General features: G+C 47.9%; 20 protein-coding genes. 11 read left to right on the top strand and 9 right to left on the bottom strand.

All coding sequences use genetic code 11. The features are described from left to right. Nucleotides 1-50 precede the first annotated feature (50 nt). The 5 genes from GZ78_RS07500 to GZ78_RS07520 all read left to right on the top strand — a co-directional run bounded on the left by GZ78_RS07500 (nucleotide 51) and on the right by GZ78_RS07520 (nucleotide 5059). On the top strand, nucleotides 51-911 hold the full coding sequence (locus GZ78_RS07500; RefSeq protein ID WP_034834490.1) for an SDR family oxidoreductase: 861 nt from the start codon (nucleotides 51-53) through the stop codon (nucleotides 909-911). A gap of 16 nt (nucleotides 912-927) precedes the next feature. Next, nucleotides 928-1845, top strand: coding sequence for a Gfo/Idh/MocA family protein (locus GZ78_RS07505; protein WP_034834492.1), 918 nt, complete (start codon nucleotides 928-930; stop codon nucleotides 1843-1845). Nucleotides 1846-2095: 250 nt separating this feature from the next. Continuing rightward, on the top strand, nucleotides 2096-3139 hold the full coding sequence (gene rsgA, locus GZ78_RS07510; protein ID WP_034834493.1) for a ribosome small subunit-dependent GTPase A: 1044 nt from the start codon (nucleotides 2096-2098) through the stop codon (nucleotides 3137-3139). Nucleotides 3140-3147: 8 nt separating this feature from the next. Then, the gene (locus GZ78_RS07515; protein ID WP_034834494.1) at nucleotides 3148-3717 is read left to right on the top strand and encodes a GNAT family N-acetyltransferase; all 570 of its coding nucleotides are present in this window, start codon (nucleotides 3148-3150) and stop codon (nucleotides 3715-3717) included. 85 nt (nucleotides 3718-3802) lie between these two features. Next, nucleotides 3803-5059, top strand: coding sequence for a flavin-containing monooxygenase (locus GZ78_RS07520; protein WP_034834495.1), 1257 nt, complete (start codon nucleotides 3803-3805; stop codon nucleotides 5057-5059). Nucleotides 5060-5081: 22 nt separating this feature from the next. Here the strand turns inward: GZ78_RS07520 and GZ78_RS07525 are convergent, their stop codons facing one another. Beyond that, complete coding sequence (locus GZ78_RS07525) at nucleotides 5082-5468, bottom strand: RidA family protein (protein WP_034834497.1); 387 nt, start codon at nucleotides 5466-5468, stop codon at nucleotides 5082-5084. 116 nt (nucleotides 5469-5584) lie between these two features. Here GZ78_RS07525 and GZ78_RS07530 point away from each other — a divergent pair, with 116 nt between their 5' ends. Next, entirely contained in the window at nucleotides 5585-6259 is a 675-nt protein-coding gene (locus GZ78_RS07530) for a hypothetical protein (RefSeq protein ID WP_034834499.1), read from the top strand. Here GZ78_RS07530 and spoT read toward each other — a convergent pair. Next, entirely contained in the window at nucleotides 6256-8385 is a 2130-nt protein-coding gene (gene spoT, locus GZ78_RS07535; RefSeq protein ID WP_034834500.1) for a bifunctional GTP diphosphokinase/guanosine-3',5'-bis pyrophosphate 3'-pyrophosphohydrolase, read from the bottom strand. The genes GZ78_RS07530 and spoT overlap by 4 nt on opposite strands. Before the next feature lie 63 nt (nucleotides 8386-8448). Continuing rightward, entirely contained in the window at nucleotides 8449-8700 is a 252-nt protein-coding gene (rpoZ, locus tag GZ78_RS07540) for a DNA-directed RNA polymerase subunit omega (protein ID WP_034834502.1), read from the bottom strand. Between the two features lie 351 nt (nucleotides 8701-9051). On the opposite strand from rpoZ, the gene GZ78_RS07545 reads away from it, so the two are divergent. Next, nucleotides 9052-9804, top strand: a complete 753-nt coding sequence (locus GZ78_RS07545) for a response regulator (RefSeq protein ID WP_034836056.1) — start codon at nucleotides 9052-9054, stop codon at nucleotides 9802-9804. 23 nt (nucleotides 9805-9827) lie between these two features. Continuing rightward, nucleotides 9828-11273 (top strand): ATP-binding protein, encoded by a 1446-nt coding sequence (locus GZ78_RS07550; RefSeq protein WP_034836059.1) that lies wholly within the window; start codon nucleotides 9828-9830, stop codon nucleotides 11271-11273. A gap of 22 nt (nucleotides 11274-11295) precedes the next feature. Here GZ78_RS07550 and GZ78_RS07555 read toward each other — a convergent pair whose 3' ends face one another. From GZ78_RS07555 to GZ78_RS07565, 3 genes are all read right to left on the bottom strand, one after another. Then, nucleotides 11296-12300, bottom strand: a complete 1005-nt coding sequence (locus GZ78_RS07555; protein ID WP_152558610.1) for a hypothetical protein — start codon at nucleotides 12298-12300, stop codon at nucleotides 11296-11298. A gap of 122 nt (nucleotides 12301-12422) precedes the next feature. Then, nucleotides 12423-13907 carry a PTS glucose transporter subunit IIBC gene (ptsG, locus tag GZ78_RS07560; RefSeq protein WP_236631505.1) on the bottom strand — a complete coding sequence of 495 codons (1485 nt, stop codon included), beginning with the start codon at nucleotides 13905-13907 and terminating at the stop codon, nucleotides 12423-12425. 119 nt (nucleotides 13908-14026) lie between these two features. After that, a complete protein-coding gene (locus GZ78_RS07565) occupies nucleotides 14027-15283 on the bottom strand; it encodes an ABC transporter substrate-binding protein (RefSeq protein ID WP_034834505.1) in 1257 nt (418 codons plus the stop codon). Between the two features lie 167 nt (nucleotides 15284-15450). Here GZ78_RS07565 and GZ78_RS07570 point away from each other — a divergent pair, with 167 nt between their 5' ends. Next, nucleotides 15451-17247, top strand: a complete 1797-nt coding sequence (locus tag GZ78_RS07570; protein WP_034834507.1) for an aminopeptidase P family protein — start codon at nucleotides 15451-15453, stop codon at nucleotides 17245-17247. 757 nt (nucleotides 17248-18004) lie between these two features. On the opposite strand, the gene gmk is transcribed toward GZ78_RS07570, so the two are convergent. Together gmk and GZ78_RS07585 are read right to left on the bottom strand one after the other, a co-directional pair. Then, nucleotides 18005-18622 (bottom strand): guanylate kinase, encoded by a 618-nt coding sequence (gene gmk / locus GZ78_RS07580; protein ID WP_034836064.1) that lies wholly within the window; start codon nucleotides 18620-18622, stop codon nucleotides 18005-18007. Between the two features lie 38 nt (nucleotides 18623-18660). Beyond that, a complete protein-coding gene (locus GZ78_RS07585; RefSeq protein WP_034834512.1) occupies nucleotides 18661-19524 on the bottom strand; it encodes a YicC/YloC family endoribonuclease in 864 nt (287 codons plus the stop codon). A 516-nt stretch (nucleotides 19525-20040) separates the two neighbouring features. Between GZ78_RS07585 and rph the strand changes: the two genes are divergently transcribed. Beyond that, a complete protein-coding gene (rph, locus tag GZ78_RS07595) occupies nucleotides 20041-20760 on the top strand; it encodes a ribonuclease PH (RefSeq protein ID WP_034834516.1) in 720 nt (239 codons plus the stop codon). A 300-nt stretch (nucleotides 20761-21060) separates the two neighbouring features. Continuing rightward, a complete protein-coding gene (locus GZ78_RS07600; RefSeq protein ID WP_034834518.1) occupies nucleotides 21061-22938 on the top strand; it encodes a hypothetical protein in 1878 nt (625 codons plus the stop codon). Nucleotides 22939-22993: 55 nt separating this feature from the next. Here the strand turns inward: GZ78_RS07600 and GZ78_RS07605 are convergent, their stop codons facing one another. After that, nucleotides 22994-23770, bottom strand: coding sequence for an exodeoxyribonuclease III (locus GZ78_RS07605; RefSeq protein WP_034834520.1), 777 nt, complete (start codon nucleotides 23768-23770; stop codon nucleotides 22994-22996). Between the last annotated feature and the right edge of the window lie 219 nt (nucleotides 23771-23989).

A 23989-nucleotide genomic window follows, 5' to 3' on the forward strand; every position in this document is an offset into this window, starting at 1 on the left:
GGACACTCTCGGGTGTCCTTTTTTTATCCCTGAAAAATGGCAGGTCCGCTATGAACAAGAAGAATGTATTGATCGCCGGCTGTGGTGATGTCGGCTGTGAGCTGGCACAACAGCTACTGGACACAGACAAATACTCGGTCTGGGGATTACGCAGAAATATCGAGCATTTACCAAAAGGCGTTCATCCCGTTCAGGGAGACCTGTCTAATCCAGAGCAACTTGGCCACTGGCCCAGTCAAATTGACTATGTCGTTTATGCTGCCGCCTCCGACGGACCCGGTGAAGACAATTACCATAAAGCTTACTTAAGAGGACTTTCCAATATTCTTTCCCGCCTGCAAGCCGAAGGGCGTAGACCAGAACGAGTACTCTTCACTTCCAGTACCAGCTGCTATCACCAAAATGATGGAGAGTGGGTCGATGAAACTTCGCCCACCCACCCAAGCCGTTACTCTGGGAAGATCATGCTGGAATCAGAAGCCGTTTTGATCAACAGTCCTTTCCCTGCGACTGTCGTGCGTTTTGGAGGGATTTACGGCCCCGGAAGAAACCGGATGATTACCCGAGTCAAAGCTGGTGAAGGTTGTGGTACAGAACCTGTCATCTATGGCAACCGCATACACCGGGATGACTGCTCCGGAATACTGGCTCATCTGATTCAACGTGATGAACAAAAGCTTCCCGTTGATTCCCTCTATCTGGGTGTTGACCACGAACCCGCTCCTATGTACGAAGTACTGCACTGGCTGGCAGACCAACTCAATGTAGAGCTGAATGACAGCCACCCCGCGCCTCAAAGAGGCAGTAAACGTTGCAGTAATCAACGAATCATTGATACAGGTTACACTTTCAGGTTCCCGAACTATAAAGCTGGCTACGCAGAACTGATAAGCTCAACCTCTTCTGAATAGTCATTGTTAAACGAACATGAAAATAGCGGTTATCGGTCTGGGCAGCATTGCCCAGAAAGCCTATCTGCCGGTTTTAACTCAGAGAGCAGACCTGGAACTGGTTTTCTGCACAAGAAATGCCGAAATCCTCAATCATCTGGCAAAGCAATACCGAATCTCTGAAACCTGCTCAAATTATCGATCACTCCCCAAGATGGGCATTGATGCGGTAATGATTCATAGCTCTACCCATTCTCACTTCGAGATTACCCGATTCTTTTTGAACACAGGCTTACCCGTGTTTGTCGATAAACCCCTATCGGATTGTTACAGCCAATGTGAAGCGCTTTATGAGCTCTCAGCCAAAAAGAGTCAACCTCTGTTTTTAGGGTTCAATCGTCGGTATCTCCCTTTGCTGAAGCAACACCTTGACCAAGATAAGCCACTGATGGCCTTGCGTTGGGAAAAACATCGACACAACCTGTCAGGAGAACCTAAAACGTTTATTTTTGATGATTTCATCCATGCTCTGGATAGTATCAACCTGCAGGGCAATACTTCTCCAGAAGACCTGTCTATCCATTTTCAGAGAACTGGCGATCATCTGTCACGACTGGATATTCAATGGCAGTCTGATGAAGTCCTCTACCAGGCTTCTATGAATCGTTCAGCCGGAAAGACTCGCGAAATGATTCATGCTGACTATCTGAACACCTCTTTTCGTTTCGACTCTTTTCTGTCAGGCATCCAATGGCAAAACAATGAAGAAAAGGCCTTACACCTGCCTGACTGGACCCCTATGCTCAAATCCAAGGGCTTTCATGACATGATTGATCATTGGATTAATGTCGTACAAAAAGGACAACAGTCTTTAGAACTAACAAAACGTAACCTGAATACTCACTTGCTCTGTGACACAATTTACGAACACGTACTCGATAAAACTCCTGATTGAGCAGAGAAAATTCATCTGATAGAGTCTGGGTATTAATATTTTTGATACCACTGGAGGGGACTTCATGATTGTAGTAAACGCCTTCCGGGCAGTCAGCGCCTGAGCCGCTGAATTCTATCCTTCTGCCCGGTTTTTAACCGGGGCCAATTGTCCGCAAGTTGCAGAGCCATAAGCTCGATACTTCATGCAACAACCGGGCACGCCCCATGAAGAAACATCTTCATGACGTCATTAGACGTCAGGGGTTCTTGTGTCTATTATTTTTTCCCTGTCTGAATTGGGATGGCGCCCATTCTTTCGACAACAGCTGACGTTTGAAGAATGGGAATCCAGTCAACCTGCACGGATAATAGCTGTTCACCGCAGCAATCTGGATGTTGCTATTGATGGTCAGACCATAGTTATTCCAGTCATTCCCAGTATGCCTTCCTTGGCAGTGGGCGACTGGATACTCATAGAAAATAACGGTTTCCAACGTCTTTTGGAAAGACAGTCGCTGTTTTCAAGAAAAGCCGCAGGCAGCAAAGTCTCTGAACAGTTGATTGCCGCAAATCTGGATACGGCGTTTATTGTCTGTTCCATGAATCAGGACTTTAACCTGAATCGAATAGAGCGTTACCTGGCTCTGGTAGCCGAGGCTGAAGTAGAGCCTGTCATCGTACTCACCAAGCAGGACCTTTGCCCTGACGCTGAACACTTCATTGATCAGGTCAGGAGTATCGACAGTACTTTACAGATTTTGGGCGTCAATTCGCTGGATTCAGAAAGCCTTTCAATCCTGCATCCATGGTGCAGCCCTGGACGAACAGTTGCTCTGATCGGGTCATCGGGTGTGGGTAAATCAACCCTGGTGAACGGTCTATTAGGTCAATCACAACAAGTCACTGGCAATATTCGGGAAGATGACAGCAAGGGACGACATACGACAACCGGCCGATCTCTGCATTTAACCAGCGCGGGTGCTCTGTTACTGGACACACCTGGAATGAGAGAAGTTCAGCTGGCACATTGCGAGTCAGGAGTGGAAGCCACTTTTGCAGAAATCACTGAGTTATCAGAGCAGTGTCAGTTTCATGATTGTCAGCATCAGTCAGAACCCGGTTGCGCGGTAAAGGCGGCCATTCTGACCGGAAAAATCGACCAGAGAAGGCTTGATAGTTATCGAAAGCTTCTGAGAGAGCAGGCTATGAACAGTGCCTCACTGGCAGAAAAACGATCTCAGAACAAGGCATATACACGGCATATCAAGTCCGTAGCCAAAAGCTCTAAACGCCTGAAACAGAATTGGGAATAAGTCTCTCCATGAAAAAGAAATTACTAAACAACTGCGCCCTGCCATTGCAGGAACACTATGTCGTCAGCTTGCTGTTATCCTCAGATATTGACGACATTATCTGTATGCTTGAGGACGAACAGGTGACTCGATATCTGCCATTTGCGCCAGCACCTGAAAGCGTCTACCGGGACTACTTTGCTCCTATTGCCAAACAGAATGAGGCGGCGCTCGCAAAAGGAACAGAACCCAGTATGACTCTGGTGATCAGGGACGCGGATTCAGGTTCATTTGCGGGAATGCTGGGCCTGGCTCCCGCATTCATGACAACCGGTGTCTATGAAGTGGGCTTCCAGTTGCCTCGCAACGTGTGGGGAAAGGGACTGGCTACTCAAGGGTGCCAACGACTCATCCAATATGCTTTTGAAGAACTGGGCGCTCATAAAGTCACTGCCGACTGCTACGCCAACAACAAGGGTTCGGAGCAAGTCATGATTAAATCAGGCATGGTCAAAGAAGGGCATCAGGACAGTTATTATTCACCAGAAGAAGACCGTGTACTCTACGGTCTGACTCTAAAACAATATCAGAATCGCTAATCTGTGAAGCCGGAAGCCATCGCTTCCGGCGCTTTTCCTTCCAAAGCGTCTATCCTGTTTCGAAGCGGATTTAAAGAGACAGGTTATGTCCTCTAGAAAAAAAATTGCCGTGATTGGTGCCGGGCCCGCAGGCCTGATAACAGCCCAGGTTCTAGTAGAATCGGGGGTTGATGTTATTATTTTCGAGCGCAGGGAGTGTCTGGGAGGCTCATGGGCACTGCAAAGTCTCACTGAAATTCCGGATGTGAGAGATGGCCTGTCGCACGTCTACAGTGCTGCATTCCCCTCCCTGAAAACCAACTTCCCTAAATCTGTCATGGAGATCTGGGGGTTCCCATACCCTGTAGATACCCCTGTTTACCCCAGTCGAGAGCAAGTCTGCAATTATCTGGAAAGCTTTGCCAAAAAATCGAACCTGATTGAAAGGATCCGCTTTCAACATCGGTTAACCGGCCTTAAACAAGATAAACCCTCTCAGAATCAACGACACTGGAAGGTTCTCACTGAGCCTGAAAACCATGAAGTCTTTTCGGGAGTGGTATTCTGCAATGGCCGCTATAGCACACCCTCTATTCCCGGCAGTCTGAACCTTGCTGATTTTTCAGGAAAACTGGAGCACAGTGTTTCTTACCGGAAGCCAGAATACTACCGGAACAAAAGAGTCGCGGTGATGGGTACGGGTCCATCAGGAGAAGATATCAGCCGTGAAATAAGCGCCGTGGCCAGCAGAGTCTATCTATGTGCCCATCAAGGCAGCCGGGAGCATCTCGTCGCAGAAGAGGGCTTTTATGGAGCAGGAAACAACATTACCCGACACCGCGATATTGTGAAATGCCAGAAAAATACCCTAATACTGGAAGACGGGGAAAAGCTCGATAACATTGAGGTATTAATACTCTGCACAGGTTACCGGGTAGAAGACAGTATTCTTACATCGTTACGGGACACGTTTCTGTCGGGTAACCAGCTTTCTGTTGCACCTCTTTATATGAATCTTTTCCATCCGGCATTCCCTGAGCTTTCGGTCACAGGTATGGAAATCTTTGGCATTCCCTTCATTCTTTACCAGTATCAGGCCAGAGTTATTGCTCGACAGCTGAAGGAAGAGCTGGCACTACCGTCCGTGAGACAGCGATGGTATGCCGCCAGAAAAATGGAAACCATGCAAACAGGCAGACTTTCATTGGAAGCAAGAAGAGAAATATCAGCCATTCAGCTAAGAAGGCTGGCGCGCATGGCTCAAATCAGCCCACCAGCGGCTGAGATATTTTTAACTGCGACCAAAAGCAGCCAGCACAGAAAAAAATACCCCAACACTTATCGAGATATTCCCTGGGAGTAAGCTCAGGAAATCCATTGAGACATTATTTCAGTTCCAGAATGGCATCAACCTCAACTGGCACCCCCTTTGGCAGTTCTTTCACGCCAATGGCAGCACGGGCTGGGTAGGGCTGGGTAAAATATTCGGCCATCACCTCATTAACCGCATTAAAGTTGCTGAGGTCGGTCAGAAAAATACCCACTTTCGCGGCATCCTGAAGTTCTCCGCCTGCTGCTTCAGCAATCGCTTTCAGGTTTTCAAAGCAGCGTCGGGTTTGCGCTTTGAAGTCTCCTTGCTCCAGCTCCATGGTTTCTGGAATCAGGGGAATCTGGCCAGAAACATAAACCGTCGTTCCCGCCTTAACCGCCTGAGAATAGGTCCCAATGGCCTGAGGCGCATTCTCAGTGTTTATGGCCTGTCTGTTACTCATTATGCGCTCACTTCTCAACAGAAAAGAGCCAAATAGTAAAGGACAACACGTATTTTTCAAGTCTCCTTGAAATTTTCGTTCATACTGAACCAACGAATCACAAGAAGCATTCAAAAATGGTTTGGCGCTCGATCCAACACTTCGGGGTCTTGCTCACTGTATTCTGTCTGCAATACAGCCATGCATTATCAACCCCCCTTGGTGAAATAAACAACGCCTCTACCGTTCGCCTACCTGTTGGTGCAAGAGCGGCCGAGGTGACATTTACTCTCAGTAACACTCACCAGCAAGCTGTGCAGATTAATGTTCAGCCCATTCAAGGTCAGCTACAAACAGCTCATATCCCCTTTCATCTGCTGAATCAGATTCAGAATGCCCACCTGCACGGGGTCGGCATGATCCTACCTCATATTCCTGCAGCCCTTTCCACCCTGGCTCTCGTTCATAGTCAGAACATCCCCCAGTTCAACCAGCACCTTTCTATTCATCAGGTTTTTGCTCATCAAGGCTCTGTTTACCTGACTCTGCAAGGTCTGAACCAGAATGGCCTATGGGTCAGTATTCAGATCACCCTGTCACTGAATGCACCAGGAGAAATACTGGTATCGCTTCCAATCGGTTTTCTACTTCCCACTAACTTCGTTATTGATATGCAGCCACAACAGCCAAACATAGCAGTACAGCCACCAAACCTGATGGCAGTACTAAGTATGCTGGGCGCTATACAGATGCCAGTGTTTCAGGGTATCAATCCTGAGACCGGCCAGATGGAACCATTCGCGAGCTTTTAGGCTTCTCTGCGACGGTTAATGGAGTGAACGCCCTTGATCACACGAAGGCGTTTGATAATACGAGCCAGATGGAGACGATCTTTAACTTTGATTACCAGCTGAACCATACAGAAACTGGCATCACGCTCTTCCATACTGATTTTTTCGATATTGCCTTCTACAGCCGTGACACTGGTCGCCAGCGAAGCAATCATGCCACGATGATGCTCCAGTTCTACTAGCAGTTCGACCGTGAATTCGCCGGAAACATCTTTATCCCAATCTACTTCCAGCACTTTTTCCGGACTGTGACGAATATCAGCAATGTTCTTGCAACTTTCCGTATGAATCACAATGCCACGACCTGAACTGACATGACCCACCACCGGATCACCCGGAATGGGGTAGCAGCATTTGGCAAAACTGATCACCATGCCTTCTGTACCACGAATCGACAAAGGCTTCTCAGAATCAGAGGTATCAATCTGGGTTTTCTCTGCTTCGGCACTGCCTGGCTCCATCAGCATACGTGCCACGACGTAAGCCATTCGGTTACCCAGACCAATATCTTCCAGCAGATCATCCAGTATATCGAATTTCAGCGCTTCAACCTGATCTTTCAGGACCTGGTCGTCCATATCATCAAGATGAGTCTCAAAGCTCACCAGAGCCTTGTTCAGCAGACGACGACCCAGCGCTATAGACTCATTGCGACGCTGATTTTTGAGGAAGTGACGTATATTAGAGCGGGCTTTACCGGTCACAACAAAATTCAGCCAGGCAACATTGGGCCTGGCACCCGGCGCGGTGACGACTTCTACCGTTTGCCCACTTTGCAGTGGCTGACTCAGGGAAGCCAGACGGCGATCAATACGACAGGCTACGCAAGTATTGCCCACATCCGTATGAACTGTGTAGGCAAAATCAACAGGAGTAGCTCCTTTTGGCAACTCGAGAATATGCCCTTTGGGTGTAAAGACATAGACTTCATCCGGGAACAGGTCGATTTTGACGTTCTCTATGAACTCCAGTGAATCGCCAGCATTTTTCTGCAGCTCCAGCACACCTTTCAGCCACTGTCGTGTACGAGCATGACTACCGGACAGCGCCTCATCGCCGGACTTATAGAGCCAGTGCGCGGCAATGCCGTTATTGGCCATATCTTCCATTTCCTGGGTACGGATCTGGATCTCAATGGGCACACCGTGCATACCAAAAAGACTGGTATGAAGCGACTGATAGCCGTTGGCCTTGGGGATAGCGATATAGTCTTTGAAGCGCCCGGGAATAGGCTTGTAGAGATTGTGAACCATGCCCAGGGCACGGTAGCAGGAGTCAGCGCTATCGACGATGATACGAAAAGCGAACATGTCCATGATTTCGGCAAAGGACTTGCTCTGGTTACGCATCTTTCGATAGATACTGTAGAGGTGCTTTTCTCGTCCAACGACCCGACCTATCAGGCCTACTTCTTCGAGACGGGCAGCAATGGCTCTCTGAACCTGACCCACCAGATCCTTGCGATTACCCCGTGCTTCTTTAACCGCCTGACGTATCATTCGGGATCGCATCGGATACATGGCCTGAAAGCCAAGATCCTCCAGCTCAATCCGTAGATTGTGCATACCCAGACGATTGGCAATCGGCACATAAATATCCAGGGTTTCTCTGGCGATCCGACGACGCTTGTCGGGTCTCAGCACACCCAGGGTACGCATGTTATGGAGTCGGTCAGACAGCTTGACCAGAATGACTCGAATATCCCGAGCCATGGCCAGGGCCATTTTCTGGAAGTTTTCTGCCTGGGCCAGAGTCTTGTTCTCAAACTGCATATGCGTCAGTTTGCTGACCCCGTCTACCAGGTCGGCTACCACTTCACCGAATTGCTCGTGAATGGCAGATTTTTCAATACCGGTATCTTCAATAACATCATGCAGCATGGCTGCCATCAGGCTGTGATGGTCCATGTGCATGTCTGCAAGAATCGCAGCCACCTCAAGCGGGTGGGTAATATAAGGCTCACCACTACGCCTGGTCTGACCATCGTGTGCCTGTTCAGCGTAATAGTAAGCCCTACGAACAAGATTCACTTGTTCGGGATTCAGGTAGGACTTCAAGCGGCCGGCAAACTCTTCAATAGTTAGCAAAGCCCGCTCCTTCTGTGCAGCAATCCGGCCATCCAGAACTTCTCCGGGAAACGTCTGGAGGTATTAACCCTCAACTCCAGCCAGGAACATGGCTGCTTCGTCTTCGTCTACTACTTTCTCTTCTACTGTCAGAGAGGTCACCAGACCTTCTGCAATCTCACGCAGAGCCAGAACGGTGGGTTTGTCATTTTCCCACTCCAGCTTGGAATCCTTACCGCCAATAGCCAGCTGGCGAGCGCGCTTGGAAGCCACCATCACCAGTTCAAAACGGTTATCAACATTGTCCAGACAGTCTTCTACGGTTACTCGAGCCACTGTTCACCTCTCAAATTTGTTCACTGTGGAAATGCTCTTTCCAATTAATAAAATAATGGAAAGAGCACTTCGATTCCCATGGCTAAAACAGCCAGTTTGCCGACACTACAGTGTACTTTACGACCAGAGTCCAAACAAGCCCGGTACAACCGCATCAAAGACCGCAGTGTAAAGCGTTTTACCCAAGCCGGACCATGGTCCAAAAAGACATTTTTTCATCATCGAAAAGATATGATACATCCTCACACCCTTATTGATTATTTTATCGACAATTCATTTGATTGCGTCAGATCAATAGGCTTGCTCAATACTCACTCTATAATGCACGGTCGCTCTTATTTCTGGACAGCCATGACCTCATCACACCCGATTTTTATCGTTGATGACGATGACGCCATACGCGATTTGCTGGCGAATTATCTGAAGAAAAATGGTTTTTGCGTTGAAACAGCCCCTGACGGAGAGCGTTTCCTGGAACTGTTTCGCTCAATGCCTGCTGACGTGACCCGTCACGCTATGGTCATTCTGGACATTATGATGCCAGGTATGGACGGCTTTGCTGTGTGCAGGGAATTGAGAACCTTTTCCAGAGTCCCCGTCATTATGCTGACCGCTGTCTCTGATGAAATGGATCGTATCGTCGGACTGGAGCTGGGCGCCGATGACTATCTGGCCAAGCCTTTTAACCCAAGAGAACTTCTGGCACGCATCAAAGCCATTTACCGTCGCAGCGAACCGCTGGCAGAACCCCTGGATTCAGGACGCTATTTCTATTTCAATCATTTCTGTCTGGATACGACCACCCGGGAACTGACGTCTCCGGAGGGTCATGCTCAGTCTCTGTCTGGAGCCGACTATAACCTTCTTATGTTATTTCTCAGTCATCCGGGACAGGTTCTGAGTCGAGATGCCATTGCTGAAAGCACCCGAAAGCGGGACTCAGCCCCTCTGGATCGATTTATTGATGTCCACATCAGCCGGCTGAGACATTGTCTGGGGGAAAATGCCCGCAACCCCGAGATCATCAAAACAGTCAGAGGCAGCGGCTACTTGATGGCCACCGAAGTCTCTCACTCCAACCAAACCCAAACTGTTCACCCGTGAGCGTTAACTCTTTCAGCAGATTTTTGCATCGTTTCACGCCCAGATCTCTGCCAGGTCGCTTTTTCCTGGTCATGGTAGCGCTCATTCTTGCAACCCAGGTGATCGTCAACAACTTATGGGAAACCCAGTCTCGAAACGATCAGGATCAGGCCATCAGGGATGTTGCCATGAATATGGCACTCAGAGTCTCTGCCACAGTGGAATATTTCAGCTCACTGCCCACCCGTTATCGTCACGTGATCTTGAACCAGCTCAGAGACATGGGAGGCACCCGCTACTTTGTAACGCTCAATCGTGAATTCATCCACATTGAACCTTTTCAGAATACAGCGTCGCATCAGATTGTACTTGATGTGTTTCGACAAACCCTGGAAGACAACGTCACAACTCATGGCAAAATTCAGATAGCGTTTTCCAGCCCTGAAACACTCAGAGTGTTCAATAACGATACGCTTCTGAAAGACTTGCCAGACAGTTGGGGACAGGAAAGCCTTATGGTCAAGCCATTAGCTTTACCTGTGCTGGTAATTCAGATAGCGGTAGGGGAGGGTGAATGGCTCTACCTTGCTACCTTAATGCCAGACTCTTCATTAATGAATAATGAACAACTCTCAGAACCACTAAAGGCCTCTTACATGGCCTGGATGCTGATTCTGATGTTTATTGCCAGCCTGCTCATTCAGAAGATGACCCGACCTTTTAAAAAACTATCCATGGCCGCCCAGACATTTGGTCGCAACCTGGAGCCCGTTCCGGTATCAGAAGCCGGATGTCGTGAATATGAAACAACGGCTCGGGCATTCAATCATATGCAGAAAAATATTCAGCATTATATGAACGACAGAAAACAGCTTTTTTCCGGAATATCCCATGATTTAAAAACCCCTATCACTCGCCTGAGACTTCGTACAGAACTGCTGGATAATGACGAAGAAAGGGACGCTTTCAACCAGGATCTGAACCATTTGGAGATGATGGTTAAAAGCGCTTTACAGATTCTCAGTGATACCGATATCCATGAAAACCCGGAAAAAATCAGCCTGAAAAACCTGCTTGATGATATCGCACAATCGGCTTGCTCAGTGGGTCAGCAAGTTCAGGTCTTTACCGACAACAGTCCGGCTGTCATTAACGGCAAGCCTCTGGCCATGCGTCGCTGTCTGGAAAACCTGATTGGCAATGCTGTGCAATATGGGCAGCAGGCTCATGTCTATCTCATCTCAGTAAAAGGCTGTATTGATATCCGCATTCGGGATAAAGGTCCCGGATTGCCAGAAGGCATGGAAGAAGAAGTCTTCAAACCTTACTTCAGGCTCGAGCATGGCAAGTCCTGCAACCCAGACGGAAATGGTCTTGGGCTGATCACTGCCCGCCATCTGGTTAATATTCATGGTGGTTATCTGAAGTTGAGAAACTATCCAGAAGGGGGGCTGGAAGTGGCTCTGGAACTCCCTGAAGACAAGCACTGAACTCACTACACATACGGTGCTTTCAATACAGACATGTTCCCATCACAAAACTCTGATGATGGATCAGAGCAGGAAGCCCTATAGAACCCCTCTCAGTAGTATTTATCATGCTATCCGTATTTTGAATAAGTGGACTTTTTTCGCTCAAGACAGGTTCGAGTGACTTTGCTCCGGAGCCAGAAGCTCTCCACCAGCAACCGCACAGCAAAGATCTCAAGAGCGACTGGCTGGCTTCAGGCGGTTTGTCCCGATCTTCATCATCATCCTTTCGAAACCATTTTTTATCTTTTGCAGACTCATACAGAATCGTAAGTTCAGGGCGAACAACCAACTTGAAACGCTGTGACGTCTTGGATCCATTTTTCCAGTATTCAATATTAATGAGCAGGTCATAGGTGATCGGGCTATGTTTGTCTGCCCTGAAATTACTAACCAGTTGAATTTCAACGGTAGGCCAGCCTATCCCTTCAGGTGAAGCCGGGGCATTAATGCCAAACCAGTTGGGATTAAACTGATTAAGCTGGGCAACACTGAGAAATCCGGAAAGACCGTCTTCCGAAACTTGCCCCTCATCCGGTAAGTCAGGGTCAAGAATGGTCAAAAGAGCCATAACAACCACCATCAAAGCCTGGGCACTTTCGGTGAAGTGGAATGCCGGATCACTGCCTTGAAGCCTTTCAATCGATGTCGTATCGACACTGCCATTGCCTTGCAGACGCTCCTCAAGACTCCATTGAAAAGGCACAATATTGGGAGCTGTAGCCAGAGGATTATGAAATATCAGGTTGTAGTGGGCAAAAGACAGGCTCTCTGATCTTCTGATAACCGTTCTTTCCCGGTTTATCCTTGAATCCCACTCCTGCGATCTTTCTGTCTCATACTGATAATCCACCATGAAACGAAACGACAGTGTTCTATCCAATGGAAAGTCAGGGGGAAGAATGAAAGCCTGAGAATGAGAGCAATGCAACCAAAAAGCCAGAAGCAAGAAAGCCCAGCCAGTGCGAAAAGAAGCATGAGCCCTCATGCCCACTCCATATTGATCTGGTATGTGGGGCTCAATATTAGCAACGATTAAAAACATTGCTGGAAATAAAAAAGCCCCCAGAAAAAAGGGGGCTCGAGATCAACCAGAGACGTCAGACTAACTTATGCAGTAGCTGCAACGCTCTCAACAGCCTGGCCTGAATTCACCAGCTCCTGCATCTCAGACTTTATATTTTCAGATTGAGGCCCGAAAATCGCCTGCATGTTCTGCCCAACCACCAGCACGGCTGTGGCTCCCAATGCCTTGATGACATCCTGATCAACACTCTCAGGCTTTTTAACAGCCACCCTCAGACGGGTAATACAGGCATCGATACTCTTGATGTTGCTGTTTCCTCCGAAAGCAACAATCAACTTACCTGCCAGTTCAGGGCCTATTTCCACTTTTACACCCATATCGGCATCGTCTTCACGGCCAGGTGTTTTCAGATTAAAGCGAGTGATCGCAAAGCGGAAAACACTGTAGTAAACCACGGAATAAATCAGTCCCAATGGAATAATCCAGAATGGTTTGGTGCCAATACCGAAGAACAGGGTGTAATCAATAAGGCCATGAGAGAAGGAAGCCCCCATTTTGATCCCCAAAAAGTTGGTGATCATGAATGCGAAACCAGCCAGTACCGCATGAATGAAGTACAAAACCGGAGCTACAAAAAGGAATGAAAATTCAATAGGCTCAGTAATACCCGTCAGCATGGACGTCAAAGCAGCGGAGATCATGATACCGCCAACACGCTTTTGCATCTTGGTTTTAGCACAGTGCCACATGGCAATTGCTGCGGCAGGCAGACCAAACATCTTGAACAGGAAGCCACCCGCCAGGAAACCAGCTGTTGGGTCACCTGCAAAGAAACGAGGGATATCACCTGTGACCACTTCACCAGTCTGCGTAACAAACGAGCCCATTTCCATCTGGAAAGGTACGTTCCATACATGGTGGATACCAAATGGAATTAGCAGACGCTCAACGAAGCCATAAACAAAGCCCATCAGAGTAGGATTGCCTTCAACGGCATAGTTACCAAAAGTATCAATGGCATTACCAATAGGCGGCCAGATAAAGCTGAGGATAATACCCAAAGCAATAGCAGCAAAGGCAGTGACTATGGGCACAAAACGCTTACCAGCAAAAAAGCCCAGATACTCTGGTAACTGAATTTTGTAGTAACGGTTAAACATCACTGAAGCCAGAATACCGGCCAGAATACCGCCAAAAACACCAGTATCGATGGAGTTAATACCCATTATTGTGGTCGTTTCAACGTCCAGGGCACCCGCCATAACCCCCATAGTACCCAGCAGTACTACATAACCGACAATGGCTGCCAGAGTTGATACACCATCGTTGTCTGTCAGACCCAAAACGGTTCCCACAGCAAACAACAATGGCAGGTTACCAAAAACGGCCCCCCCCGCTTGCGCCATGATCTGATTTAATAACGCAGGAAGAAATTCAAAATTGGCACTACCAATACCCAGAAGAATACCGGCCACAGGAAGAATGGCCACAGGCAGCATCAATGACCGCCCTATTTTCTGAAGCACCCCGAAAGCATTTTGCAGCATGGATGTGAACCTCTGTTTCATTCGGAGTTTAACTGGCACTAAAAGCCAACAAACTCTTCACTTATAAATTAATTCGAACAGAGGGTATCAAAGTGGAACGAACGCTTGGGTAAGACAGCTAAACGTAGTGTAACAAAGTCTTATTTCAACGTTTGGATAGCCAACGACAGCTGTTTAACAGCTTTAGTCGGATCAGCATGGGGATCATTTATGAACTGACTGACCACTTCACTAACAACATGCTGAACACGTTCTCCTGCTGCCATTCCATGGGTAGTACTGGGTACCAGCGTGCCTTGCTCCATGCTGCGATTAAAATCCCTGCGGCTTTTTTGGGCGCAACTATCTATCTCTTGGTCTGCCCTTAAATCCAGGGCCGGTATGCCACCTTTCTTCTGATTAAAAGCCCTTTGAAAGTCAGCATTCATTAATAGACTGGCGAGAGATTGCTGGGCTCTTTTCTGTTGTTCGTCAGGCATATTGAACATAACAAAGCTATCGATGTTATAAACAAATGTATCCTTTGTACCAGGAGCTGGAATACATAAAAAATCTATACCGGGCTGCTTTCCCTGCAACAGAAATTCACCTTTGGCCCAGTCTCCCATTAATTGCATCGCTGCTTTGCCGTCAATTACCAACTGCGTAGCTTGATCCCAGCTTCTTCTACTGCTGTTTTGATCAAATAGCCCACGCATTCGCGCCATAGCTTTAAAGGTCTTAATCATCGTTTTGCTGGTGAGGGCTGCAGGATCGTTGTCTACCATCGCCTGGCGATAAAATTCTGCACCTCCTTTAGCCAGCAAGACCGACTCAAAAATAGCGGACGCTTGCCAAGGCTCACCACCGTAAGCCAGAGGAATATATCCGGCCTCTTTCAGCTTGGGTGCAACCCGGAACATATCTTCCCAGGTTTCAGGTATTTTCTGGCCTGCCTTTCTGAAGGCTTCAGGATTAACCCAAAGCCAGTTATTTCGATGAATATTGACCGGAGCGGCTACGTAATGTCCCTGAAATTTCAGAGTGTCGCTGACCATCTCGGGTAACTTTGCGTCCCATTGCTCTTTTCTGGCTACATCATCTATCTCCCTCAGCAAGCCCAGACTGGCCCACTCCTGAATGCCTTTTCCCCTGATCTGTGCGGCAGCGGGAGGGTTTCCGGAGATTACTCTGGATTTCAACACCGTCATAGCATTGCTCCCTCCTCCTCCTTCTACACCAAAGTCTTTCCATTTAAGGCCTTTGTCGCTTAACTGACGCTCCAGAACATTAACCGCAGCATTTTCACCAGGAGAAGTCCACCAGTGTAATACTTCCACTTCATTGGCCAGGCTGACAGCAGGAAAGATAATAAACAGAATGGCTAGTAAGGTTCGATTCACTAGAGAGAATCTCATGAGGGTTGAGCAGAGGACAAAGAGTATCAGAATATTTCCTTGAGACTGAAACAAAGCCTGTGGATTACTCGTTTTTTCTCTCCCCTTCGGATTTCCCTTAAAGGCAGTTATAGTAACTCAACCACCTGATATTGTTACTTCGCTATAGGCATCTCAGAATAGAACTTATGACAACCACGATCAATGAGCTGAAGGCTCCAGAGAAGCTGGCAGCATTACAGTCAGCTATGAAAAGTCAGAATATTCACGCCTGGATTATTCCGAGTTCCGATCCACATGAAAGTGAATACGCGGCCGATCACTGGAATGGCCGTGCCTGGCTATCCGGGTTTGATGGATCAGCTGGCACCGTAGTTATACTTCAGGAACAGGCCGCCTTGTGGACTGATGGCCGCTACTTTCTTCAGGCTGAGGAACAGCTGGCGGGAACCGGGATTGAACTGATGAAGCAAGGCCAACCCAATGTGCCAGCCATCAACAAGTGGGTTACAGATAACCTTGATGACGGACAAGTCGTTGGCTTTGACGGCAAGGTTATGAGCCTTAACTTCGTCAGAAACCTCCAGAAATCGTTTGATAGCAAAAATCTGTCCCTGAAAACCGATCTTGACCTGCTGAATGACGTCTGGAAAGACCGTCCAGCCATGCCCACTGAGCCCGTCTTTCTCCACAGTGACAAGATGGCAGGAAAAACCCGTGAAGAAAAACTGGCTGAAGTACGCGCAGAAATGGCAGAAGCTGGTGCAGATCATGCTCTGGTGACAGCTTTGGACGACATTGCCTGGCTGTTCAATCTGCGAGGTTCTGACGTTGAATGCAATCCGGTTTTTCTTGCATATGCTCATATTACCCACGACTCAGCACAACTCTTCGTTGACGACAGTCGTATAGAAAAAGAGTCTCTGGCAGCTCTAGAAGCTTCTTCTGTAGAGTTGAGAGCTTATTCAGAGATTGCAAATAGCCTGTCATCGCTGAATAAAGAAGCCCTCTTAATTGATCCGGCAACAACCTGTCAGTGGCTGTTCGATGCTATTCCAGACAGTGTCAAAGTGATTGAAGCCACCAGCCCGGCCAGAAACCTCAAAGCGGTCAAAAATCCGGTTGAAATCAAACGCATGAATGACTGCCATCGTCGTGATGGTGTCGCTATTGTGCGCTTTATGCGTTGGCTTGAGGGTCAGATCCCTACCGGAACATTGACCGAAGTTGCTCTGGACGAAAGCCTTCAGGCATTCCGCGCACAAGCACCTGAATTCAAAGGTCCAAGTTTTCCGACCATTGCCGGATATGCGTCCAATGGTGCTGTGATTCATTACCGTGCCGAGGAAGAAACGTGCCTGACAATTCAGCCCAAAGGTTTGTTGCTGGTTGACTCAGGTGGTCAATACCCAGACGGCACCACAGACATTACCCGTACCTTTGCCTGCGGCGAAATGACTGAAGAAGAAAAGAAAGACTACACTCTGGTGCTCAAGTGTCATATCAACCTGGCCCGTGCCCGCTTCCTGCGAGGGACCCGGGGCGTCCAGCTGGATATGCTGGCAAGGCAACCCGCCTGGGCTGAAGGTCAAAACTATAATCACGGTACCGGTCACGGCGTGGGTTATTTCCTGAATGTGCACGAAGGCCCACACAGCGTCAGTCAGAATTTCCTTAATGTGCCTCTGAAGCCCGGCATGCTGATTACCAACGAACCCGGTATGTATCGTAATGGCAAGCACGGCATCCGGATCGAAAACATCATGCTGGTTGAGGAAGATATCAAGACAGAGTTCGGGGAGTTCTACAAGCTGCGAGATCTGACTCTGGCGCCTATTGATAAACGTCCATTATTACTCAACATGCTGAATAATGAAGAGATTGAATGGCTGAATACATACCACTCGAAGGTAAGAAGTGAATTGTCACCTCTACTGGACGGCGAAGATCTGGAGTGGCTGATCAAAGCTACAGAAGTGATCTGATCAGAAGGCAGACAATAGAACGGTTGCCAATGGCGACCGTTCTAGGAGGCTGACCGAGAATAGCGTCCGAGCATAAAATTCAGTAGAACGAGTCAGCTTTTTCACTGGATTTGTGCGAATAGTTGACCTATTTAAGCAAATCCAGTGGAAAAGATGGCCGTTCTTTCTGGATTTTAGGCCGGACTGTCTATTCTCGGTCAGCCTCCTAGCCTGAACTTGTATGCCTTGAGAACTTTCATTGGAATGATGTTAACTCAGTAAAAAAAAAGACACCCGCGTTATATCATAACTGTTGTGGCATCAGCCCTAACGGGCTGACGAAATACACCTTTCGCCTGGTTCAGCAGGAGTACTCTTTCGATCATGGGTAACAACTGAAATTTTTATAAGCCACTGAAAGGCTAGAAATACTATTGTCATAACGCGGCTGACCACAGGTACAAAACAGTTTTTCATCCATTTCCAGCGTTTCAAGGTCCAGACTCGTATAGTGTTTGGAGATGCGGCTTTTGTGAATTCGTATCACATTGCCTTTCCCTATTTTGAGATATTTCCAAAGTTTCTTCTTACAGCTGACACACTTAAAAATAAGTACAGAGATCTTTTCCTGACACGATATTGGAAGGTGGGAAGGGGAGGGGAGGGGAGGGAGGTTAACGCTTTTCTTTCATTGCACCTATCGAAAGTGTTTATAGTTCATATAAGAACGGCAAGAACATTGGGCTCTTGCCGTCTGAATAGCTTTCAGATCTGATGATCAGTTCAACAGTCCTTCAATCAAGTCGGACTTGTAATGCTGCATCCAGCTAATCGATAGACGACGGCTTCTGATGATAGTCTGAAGATCACGCAGAGCCAGATCGAACTCATCGTTAATTACCAGGTAATCAAACTCGCCGTAATGAGACATCTCATTGACTGCCTGATTCAAACGACGCTCAATCACTTCCATATCATCCGTCCCACGGCCAATAAGACGCTCACGCAGAGCTTCTTTGGAGGGAGGTAAAATAAAGATGCTGACTGCTTCAGGCATCAACTTGCGTACCTGCTGAGCCCCCTGCCAGTCAATTTCCAGAATAACATCTTCCCCGGAATCCAGCTGTGCCCGAACCCAGGCTTCAGAGGTGCCATAATAATTCCCAAACACTTCTGCATGTTCCAGGAATTGCCCTCTGTTCATCAGCTCCAGAAAGATTTCCTGGCTGGTGAAGTGATAGTTCATACCATCTGTTTCTCCAGGGCGAATCGGACGGGTAGTGTGGGAAACTGATACCTTCACATGAGGAGTCGACTGAACCATAGCCTTGACCAGGCTGGTTTTACCGGCTCCTGAGGGGGCTGCGATGACATAGAGTTTGCCTTTATTTGCCATGATATCTCCAAACGGCATAATTGAGGGATGCCGGGGATTTATTCAATATTCTGAATTTGTTCGCGCATCTGCTCAATCAGTACCTTAAGGTTAACGGCACTTTGTGTCAGACCTGCGTTGATGGATTTTGAGGACAGCGTATTGGCTTCACGGTTGAGTTCCTGCATCAGGAAATCAAGGCGGCGACCAATAGCTCCTTTCTTGCCCAGAGTGTGTTTAACTTCAGAAATGTGAGTGGATAAGCGATCTAACTCTTCATCAACATCCATTTTCTGAGCCAGAATCACTAACTCCTGTTCCAGTCTATCAGGATCCAGTTCAGCTTTTGCTTCTTCCAGGCGGTCCATGATTTTCTGTCGCTGAGATTCCAGCAAGTCAGGAAGAACTGAACGCACATTCTCTACTTCTTCAGAGATGCCTTCCAACCTCATATGGATAAACTTCTCCAGCTCGGCCCCTTCTCTGCGACGAGTATCCGACAGCTGGACCAAAGCCATTTCAAATGCCTTGAGAGCTGCTGCATGAACCGGAGCCATATTGGCTTCTTCATTGTTCATGACGCCGGGCCATTGCAATACTTCCAGAGGATTCACGCCGGATGCATTGATGAAATAGGTTTCAACTTTATTGACCACTGACTGCAATGCTTCCAGAGCCGATTCATCCACACTCAATTGCTGCTGACCTTCTGCCAGCTGCAGTTTTAATGAGCACTCGACCTTGCCTCTGTGCAAATGCTTTCTCAAAGCCTCTCGTAACCCGGGCTCAACTTCTCTGGCAGCTTCTGGCAGACGAAAATGAGGCTCCAGATAGCGATGGTTGACTGAACGAATTTCCCACACCAGGCTGCCCCAGTCCTCCTGGACCTGAATACGGGCAAATGCAGTCATGCTGGAAGTCATAAGTTTCCCTATTGAAACAATCTTGCTAAGAAGAACCGACAGTCATCAGCAGGCCATAGCAATGCATACCATGAATCCCCTGCCAAGACTGTATTTCATCAGGAGTCTATCAAAAACAGATGGCCAGCCCATGGCAAAATCTTTAAAAAATACAAAACTATCGTGCAGTTTATAGGTGTTTTAAAAACAGAATTAGGGCTGAACTCATGTGCTATCCGGAAACAGCTGTCCGAAAACAAGACAATAACTGAAGATGTCAGAAACCTGATTAACCAGACCAGAGAGTGGAACGAGTGTCACTCTGACTACTGTAAAACGGAAGCTTATGATCGGGTGCTGCAAGCATACATTAACAGCAATCAGTATCAAGTTTCGTTTAGACACTGACTGGACAGGCCGCCTTCCTGAACACCTTTGGCAACTGCTGCATCAGTATTTTCATGGTAAACATAGAGCCCGAAGCCTGCCTTGGTTATAATTCCGCTTTTAATATCCCCGGCGGTAGAAGGTAAGACCATGCGGCGTCCTAGCGGAAGAACTGCGGATCAGTTACGCGACATTAAAATCACTCGTGAGTACACCATGCACGCCGAAGGATCAGTGCTGGTTGAATTTGGCAACACCAAGGTGATCTGCACGGCATCTGTCGACAAGTCAGTCCCCCGTTTTCTGAAAGGCTCTGGCCAGGGCTGGGTCACAGCTGAATACGGTATGCTGCCTCGCTCAACGACAGGCCGTATGGGTCGGGAAGCCTCCAGAGGCAAGCAAGGTGGCCGTACTTTGGAGATCCAACGACTTATTGGCCGCTCACTGCGTGCTGCTGTTGACCTGAAGAAACTGGGTGAGAACACCATCACCATTGACTGCGATGTTATTCAAGCAGATGGCGGTACCCGTACAGCCTCTATCACTGGCGCTTGTGTAGCACTGGTAGATGCAATCCGTCATATGCAAAGAAAAAAGATCATCAAAACCGATCCACTCTTGCAAATGATTGCTTCCGTTTCTGTGGGCATTTTCCAGGGAAGCCCGGTTCTGGACCTGGATTACCCGGAAGACTCCAACGCTGATACTGACATGAACGTTGTTATGACAGAGGAAGGCGGCTTCATTGAAATTCAGGGAACAGCGGAAGCGGCTCCGTTCAGCCAGAATGAAATGACCGCCATGCTGGCACTGGCTAAATCAGGTATCGATGATCTGGTTAAGCTGCAGAAGCAGGCTCTGGCAGAGTAAGTCATTGCTTCAGGCCATCGCAAAGCTCGTTGGCCTGAAGCCTGCTAACGGTAAGAACTGTTCAAAGCCTCAAGCAGTGGAACCAGATAGCCCACATTTTTCCTTACTTCTTACAAGCGCTCAGCGTTGCCCTTGATCAAGCTCGCTCCCTTCGTGTCGCTTTCCTCAGGTGCCTGGCACATCATTTATGACATGGCTCTAATGCGACTTGCAGCCAGGCATATCACGATCATTAGCCAACAACTCTGATTCAACAAAATCATATTCTGCCGAAATCATTGAAAAAGGAGGGGAAAACACATGGATGGTATTGATAAAAACCAGCCGCCCTCAGGCGGAGAGAGTCATAAGAGCTCAGAGGTAAACAGCCCAAAAAAGGTGAAAACCTCCATTGGTGTATTATCTCCAGTCTCTACAGAAAAAATGCTTCCTATGCCGGTCAGGCAACAAGATCAAAAAAGTCTGGACGATTACAATGTCCACCTCCAATCTTCCCAGTCAGTCATTACTGAAAACAGTGACTCGGGTATTGGAACACTTACCAGTAACAGCTCTTCAGCACTTGATAATCCGTTTCCTCTGACGCCGGATGAGCAACTGGAAAAGCTGCTGGCTGTCTGTAGAAATCATTTGGGCGACGCATTTGATAGCCGTCTGTTCCTCAGTGGCAGGGGGGAGGCGCAATTTGATCAAGTGGAACATCTGGCCGAGTGGCTACTGGACAATATTGCCACACTGCCTTCTGATGCAGAATCTGGAGCACTGGGCAAACTGTTAACGACTTTAAAGATGAGTGAAGCCAATCCATCCCGGCAAAAAGAGCTCGCTCCATACAGCTTTGCCATGCGCTCAGCCATTCTGTTGGCCAGTGAAAAGTCGGGAGCTGGCATCGAATCCTGGGAAACCTATACCAAACAGCCTCCTAATGGAAAAAGCCTGAAACTCTCTGACCCTGAGTTCTGGCCCTGGGTCGAAAAACACACCAGCTGGGTGCCCGAAGCTCAGGCCGCTTTTTTGAAATACGTTGAAACTGCATATGTGACTGCCAGAAAGCTTTCGTCGACTCATCAAGACGATCAAGTCATCGCCTATAAAGGTGGTTTTGGTGCAGGAAAAACCTCACATGGCAAAGCCGCCTTTGGCAAAGATGAAGATGACCATCCTTTATTCGCTGGCAGTATCGCCCCAGACAGTGCAAAAAATGTCATGCGAAAAACCATGCCGCTTTCCCACGGCACAGTGCATTTGCAAGGCTCCAATATGGCGTTCAATCTCTTTGATGGATTAATTCAAAAATCCGGGATGGGTACCATCATCTATGACACGTCTCTATCCCGAGCCAAAGACATCGACACTATGATTGGTAAATCCGTCAAGGCAGGTAAACCTTTTAAAGTGGTCGATATTGCCCGGGACGACAAAGCCAGAATGCTGGCCGTTCTTGGTCGAAGAGTGGATGGAGATGACCCCCGTATTCCAGCAGGATTTTTATTAGCGGGAGCCAGCAGAGATCGATCCGGTCGGGCAGAATGCCTGAACACGGTTCTGAAAAGCGCAAAAACTCTCTTTACTGACAAGAAAACGAAACAGTCCAAAGAACTGGTTCACAGCTATGAACTCCACTGTGCCGATAAAACCGGTTCGGATCGGCAATGGCTTGTCACTTTAAAATCATCAGAGTCGCCCGAATGGAACCCCAACCTGTCGAAGGAAGAGATTACCAACCGTCTGGCCAGCCAGGGGATTTGTTTCAATCCTGCATCCGGGCTCTTTGAGTCTCTGAACTCTGCTGAAAACTGGAGTGAAGTAATGAGAAAGGAGCTGCATAAACCCGCTCGAACTCTGATCAAAAACCTTTCTAAAGCAGAAGCAGACAAGCGTCTTCAGCAATTTTCGGGAAGGACCATTCAATTCGACCGTCCCATGGCCGGAAAAACGACAGAGGATGCTTACTACTCTATGCCTCTGCATTTAACCCAATGCATTCCCAAGAGTGCATTTCTGGATGCATTCTCAGCAATGGAGCCGGACTCAGCTCAACAACTGATTAATGATATGTACGAAACTTCGATAGCCGATCATTCAATCAGCTATATGGACATGCCTGTGATTTTTACATTGGAGTTCAATCGATACCTAACGAGTACTCCAAGCATCTGGCCAGATGAAGAGGGCTGACATGGATAACCGATAGCTGATTTGACAGCTACCGGTCAGAAGGAAGGAGTGCAGATCAGCTCTCCAGCTCCCAATCAAAATCAATAATAACCGGGCCGTGGTTGGAAAAAGCCTGATTTTTGTAGATACCGCCGTTCAGAACGCGATGACGCATTCCTGCCGTGATGATCTGATAATCAATGCGCATACCCAGATTATCGTGACGCAGGAATTCGTCCTGCCACCAGCTGTATTTGCCAGACTCACGATCAACTTCACGATAGGCATCAAAGAAGCCCATGTCACCCAGCAAGCCTTCCATCCAGCCACGCTCTGCAGGCTGAAAGCCTGAAATTTCTTCAGAATCGCGCCAGTTTGCTACATCAATCTTACGATGAGCAATGTTCCAGGTACCCGCCATAATGAATTCACGGCGCTTTCGGCGCTGCTTGTTTAGATGATGAGAGTAATTATCCAGAAAACGGTATTTAAAATTCTGGCTGGTCGCATCATGACCTTCTGGAACATACATGCTGGCAATACTGATCTTGTCAAAGTCTGCCTGGATATAACGTCCCGTTTCATCGGCCTCAGGAAAACCAAGACCACTGATAATGGCTTTTGGCGCCTGACGTGTATAAATCGCTACTCCGCCATGATCTTTTCTGTCGTAGCCTCCATAGGCATAACAGAAATATCCATCAAGCTGGTACCGGTCTTCTTCCATTGCAAACTCATCCTCACGAATGTCCTGCAAACAGATGACATCGGCATCCTGGTCCATTAACCAGTCAAACAGGCCTTTTTCACGCGCGTTTTTTATGCCTTCGCAATTAAAGCTGATAACTCTCATTATTGACTACACCTTGCCTGGACCAGATCTGGCCCGGCATAAAGCAAAATACCTGATTGGACTGTCGACCAGAGTCAACAGCCAGCAAAACAGGCTTAATCCTGCATCTGCCTCACACCAATGACTTGGGAGACAACTTATAACCTGAATAGCCATAAGTTTCTCTCCATAACCAAAGCAACGCTTCCCGGGGTCCGGGTTCGCTTTACACTGCCCTGA

This window comes from Endozoicomonas numazuensis (genome assembly GCF_000722635.1).
In the GTDB taxonomy this organism is placed as follows: Bacteria; Pseudomonadota; Gammaproteobacteria; order Pseudomonadales; family Endozoicomonadaceae; genus Endozoicomonas_A; species Endozoicomonas_A numazuensis.

Bases quoted from the DNA above. Each gene is read 5' to 3' on its own strand.
- GZ78_RS07500 (WP_034834490.1), top strand. From the start codon at position 51: ATGAACAAGAAGAATGTATTGATCGCCGGCTGTGGTGATGTCGGCTGT.
- GZ78_RS07505 (WP_034834492.1), top strand. From the start codon at position 928: ATGAAAATAGCGGTTATCGGTCTGGGCAGCATTGCCCAGAAAGCCTAT.
- GZ78_RS07515 (WP_034834494.1), top strand. From the start codon at position 3,148: ATGAAAAAGAAATTACTAAACAACTGCGCCCTGCCATTGCAGGAACAC.
- GZ78_RS07520 (WP_034834495.1), top strand. From the start codon at position 3,803: ATGTCCTCTAGAAAAAAAATTGCCGTGATTGGTGCCGGGCCCGCAGGC.
- GZ78_RS07525 (WP_034834497.1), bottom strand. From the start codon at position 5,468: ATGAGTAACAGACAGGCCATAAACACTGAGAATGCGCCTCAGGCCATT.
- GZ78_RS07530 (WP_034834499.1), top strand. From the start codon at position 5,585: ATGGTTTGGCGCTCGATCCAACACTTCGGGGTCTTGCTCACTGTATTC.
- GZ78_RS07545 (WP_034836056.1), top strand. From the start codon at position 9,052: ATGACCTCATCACACCCGATTTTTATCGTTGATGACGATGACGCCATA.
- GZ78_RS07555 (WP_152558610.1), bottom strand. From the start codon at position 12,300: ATGAGGGCTCATGCTTCTTTTCGCACTGGCTGGGCTTTCTTGCTTCTG.
- ptsG (WP_236631505.1), bottom strand. From the start codon at position 13,907: ATGAAACAGAGGTTCACATCCATGCTGCAAAATGCTTTCGGGGTGCTT.
- GZ78_RS07565 (WP_034834505.1), bottom strand. From the start codon at position 15,283: ATGAGATTCTCTCTAGTGAATCGAACCTTACTAGCCATTCTGTTTATT.
- GZ78_RS07570 (WP_034834507.1), top strand. From the start codon at position 15,451: ATGACAACCACGATCAATGAGCTGAAGGCTCCAGAGAAGCTGGCAGCA.
- gmk (WP_034836064.1), bottom strand. From the start codon at position 18,622: ATGGCAAATAAAGGCAAACTCTATGTCATCGCAGCCCCCTCAGGAGCC.
- GZ78_RS07585 (WP_034834512.1), bottom strand. From the start codon at position 19,524: ATGACTTCCAGCATGACTGCATTTGCCCGTATTCAGGTCCAGGAGGAC.
- rph (WP_034834516.1), top strand. From the start codon at position 20,041: ATGCGGCGTCCTAGCGGAAGAACTGCGGATCAGTTACGCGACATTAAA.
- GZ78_RS07600 (WP_034834518.1), top strand. From the start codon at position 21,061: ATGGATGGTATTGATAAAAACCAGCCGCCCTCAGGCGGAGAGAGTCAT.
- GZ78_RS07605 (WP_034834520.1), bottom strand. From the start codon at position 23,770: ATGAGAGTTATCAGCTTTAATTGCGAAGGCATAAAAAACGCGCGTGAA.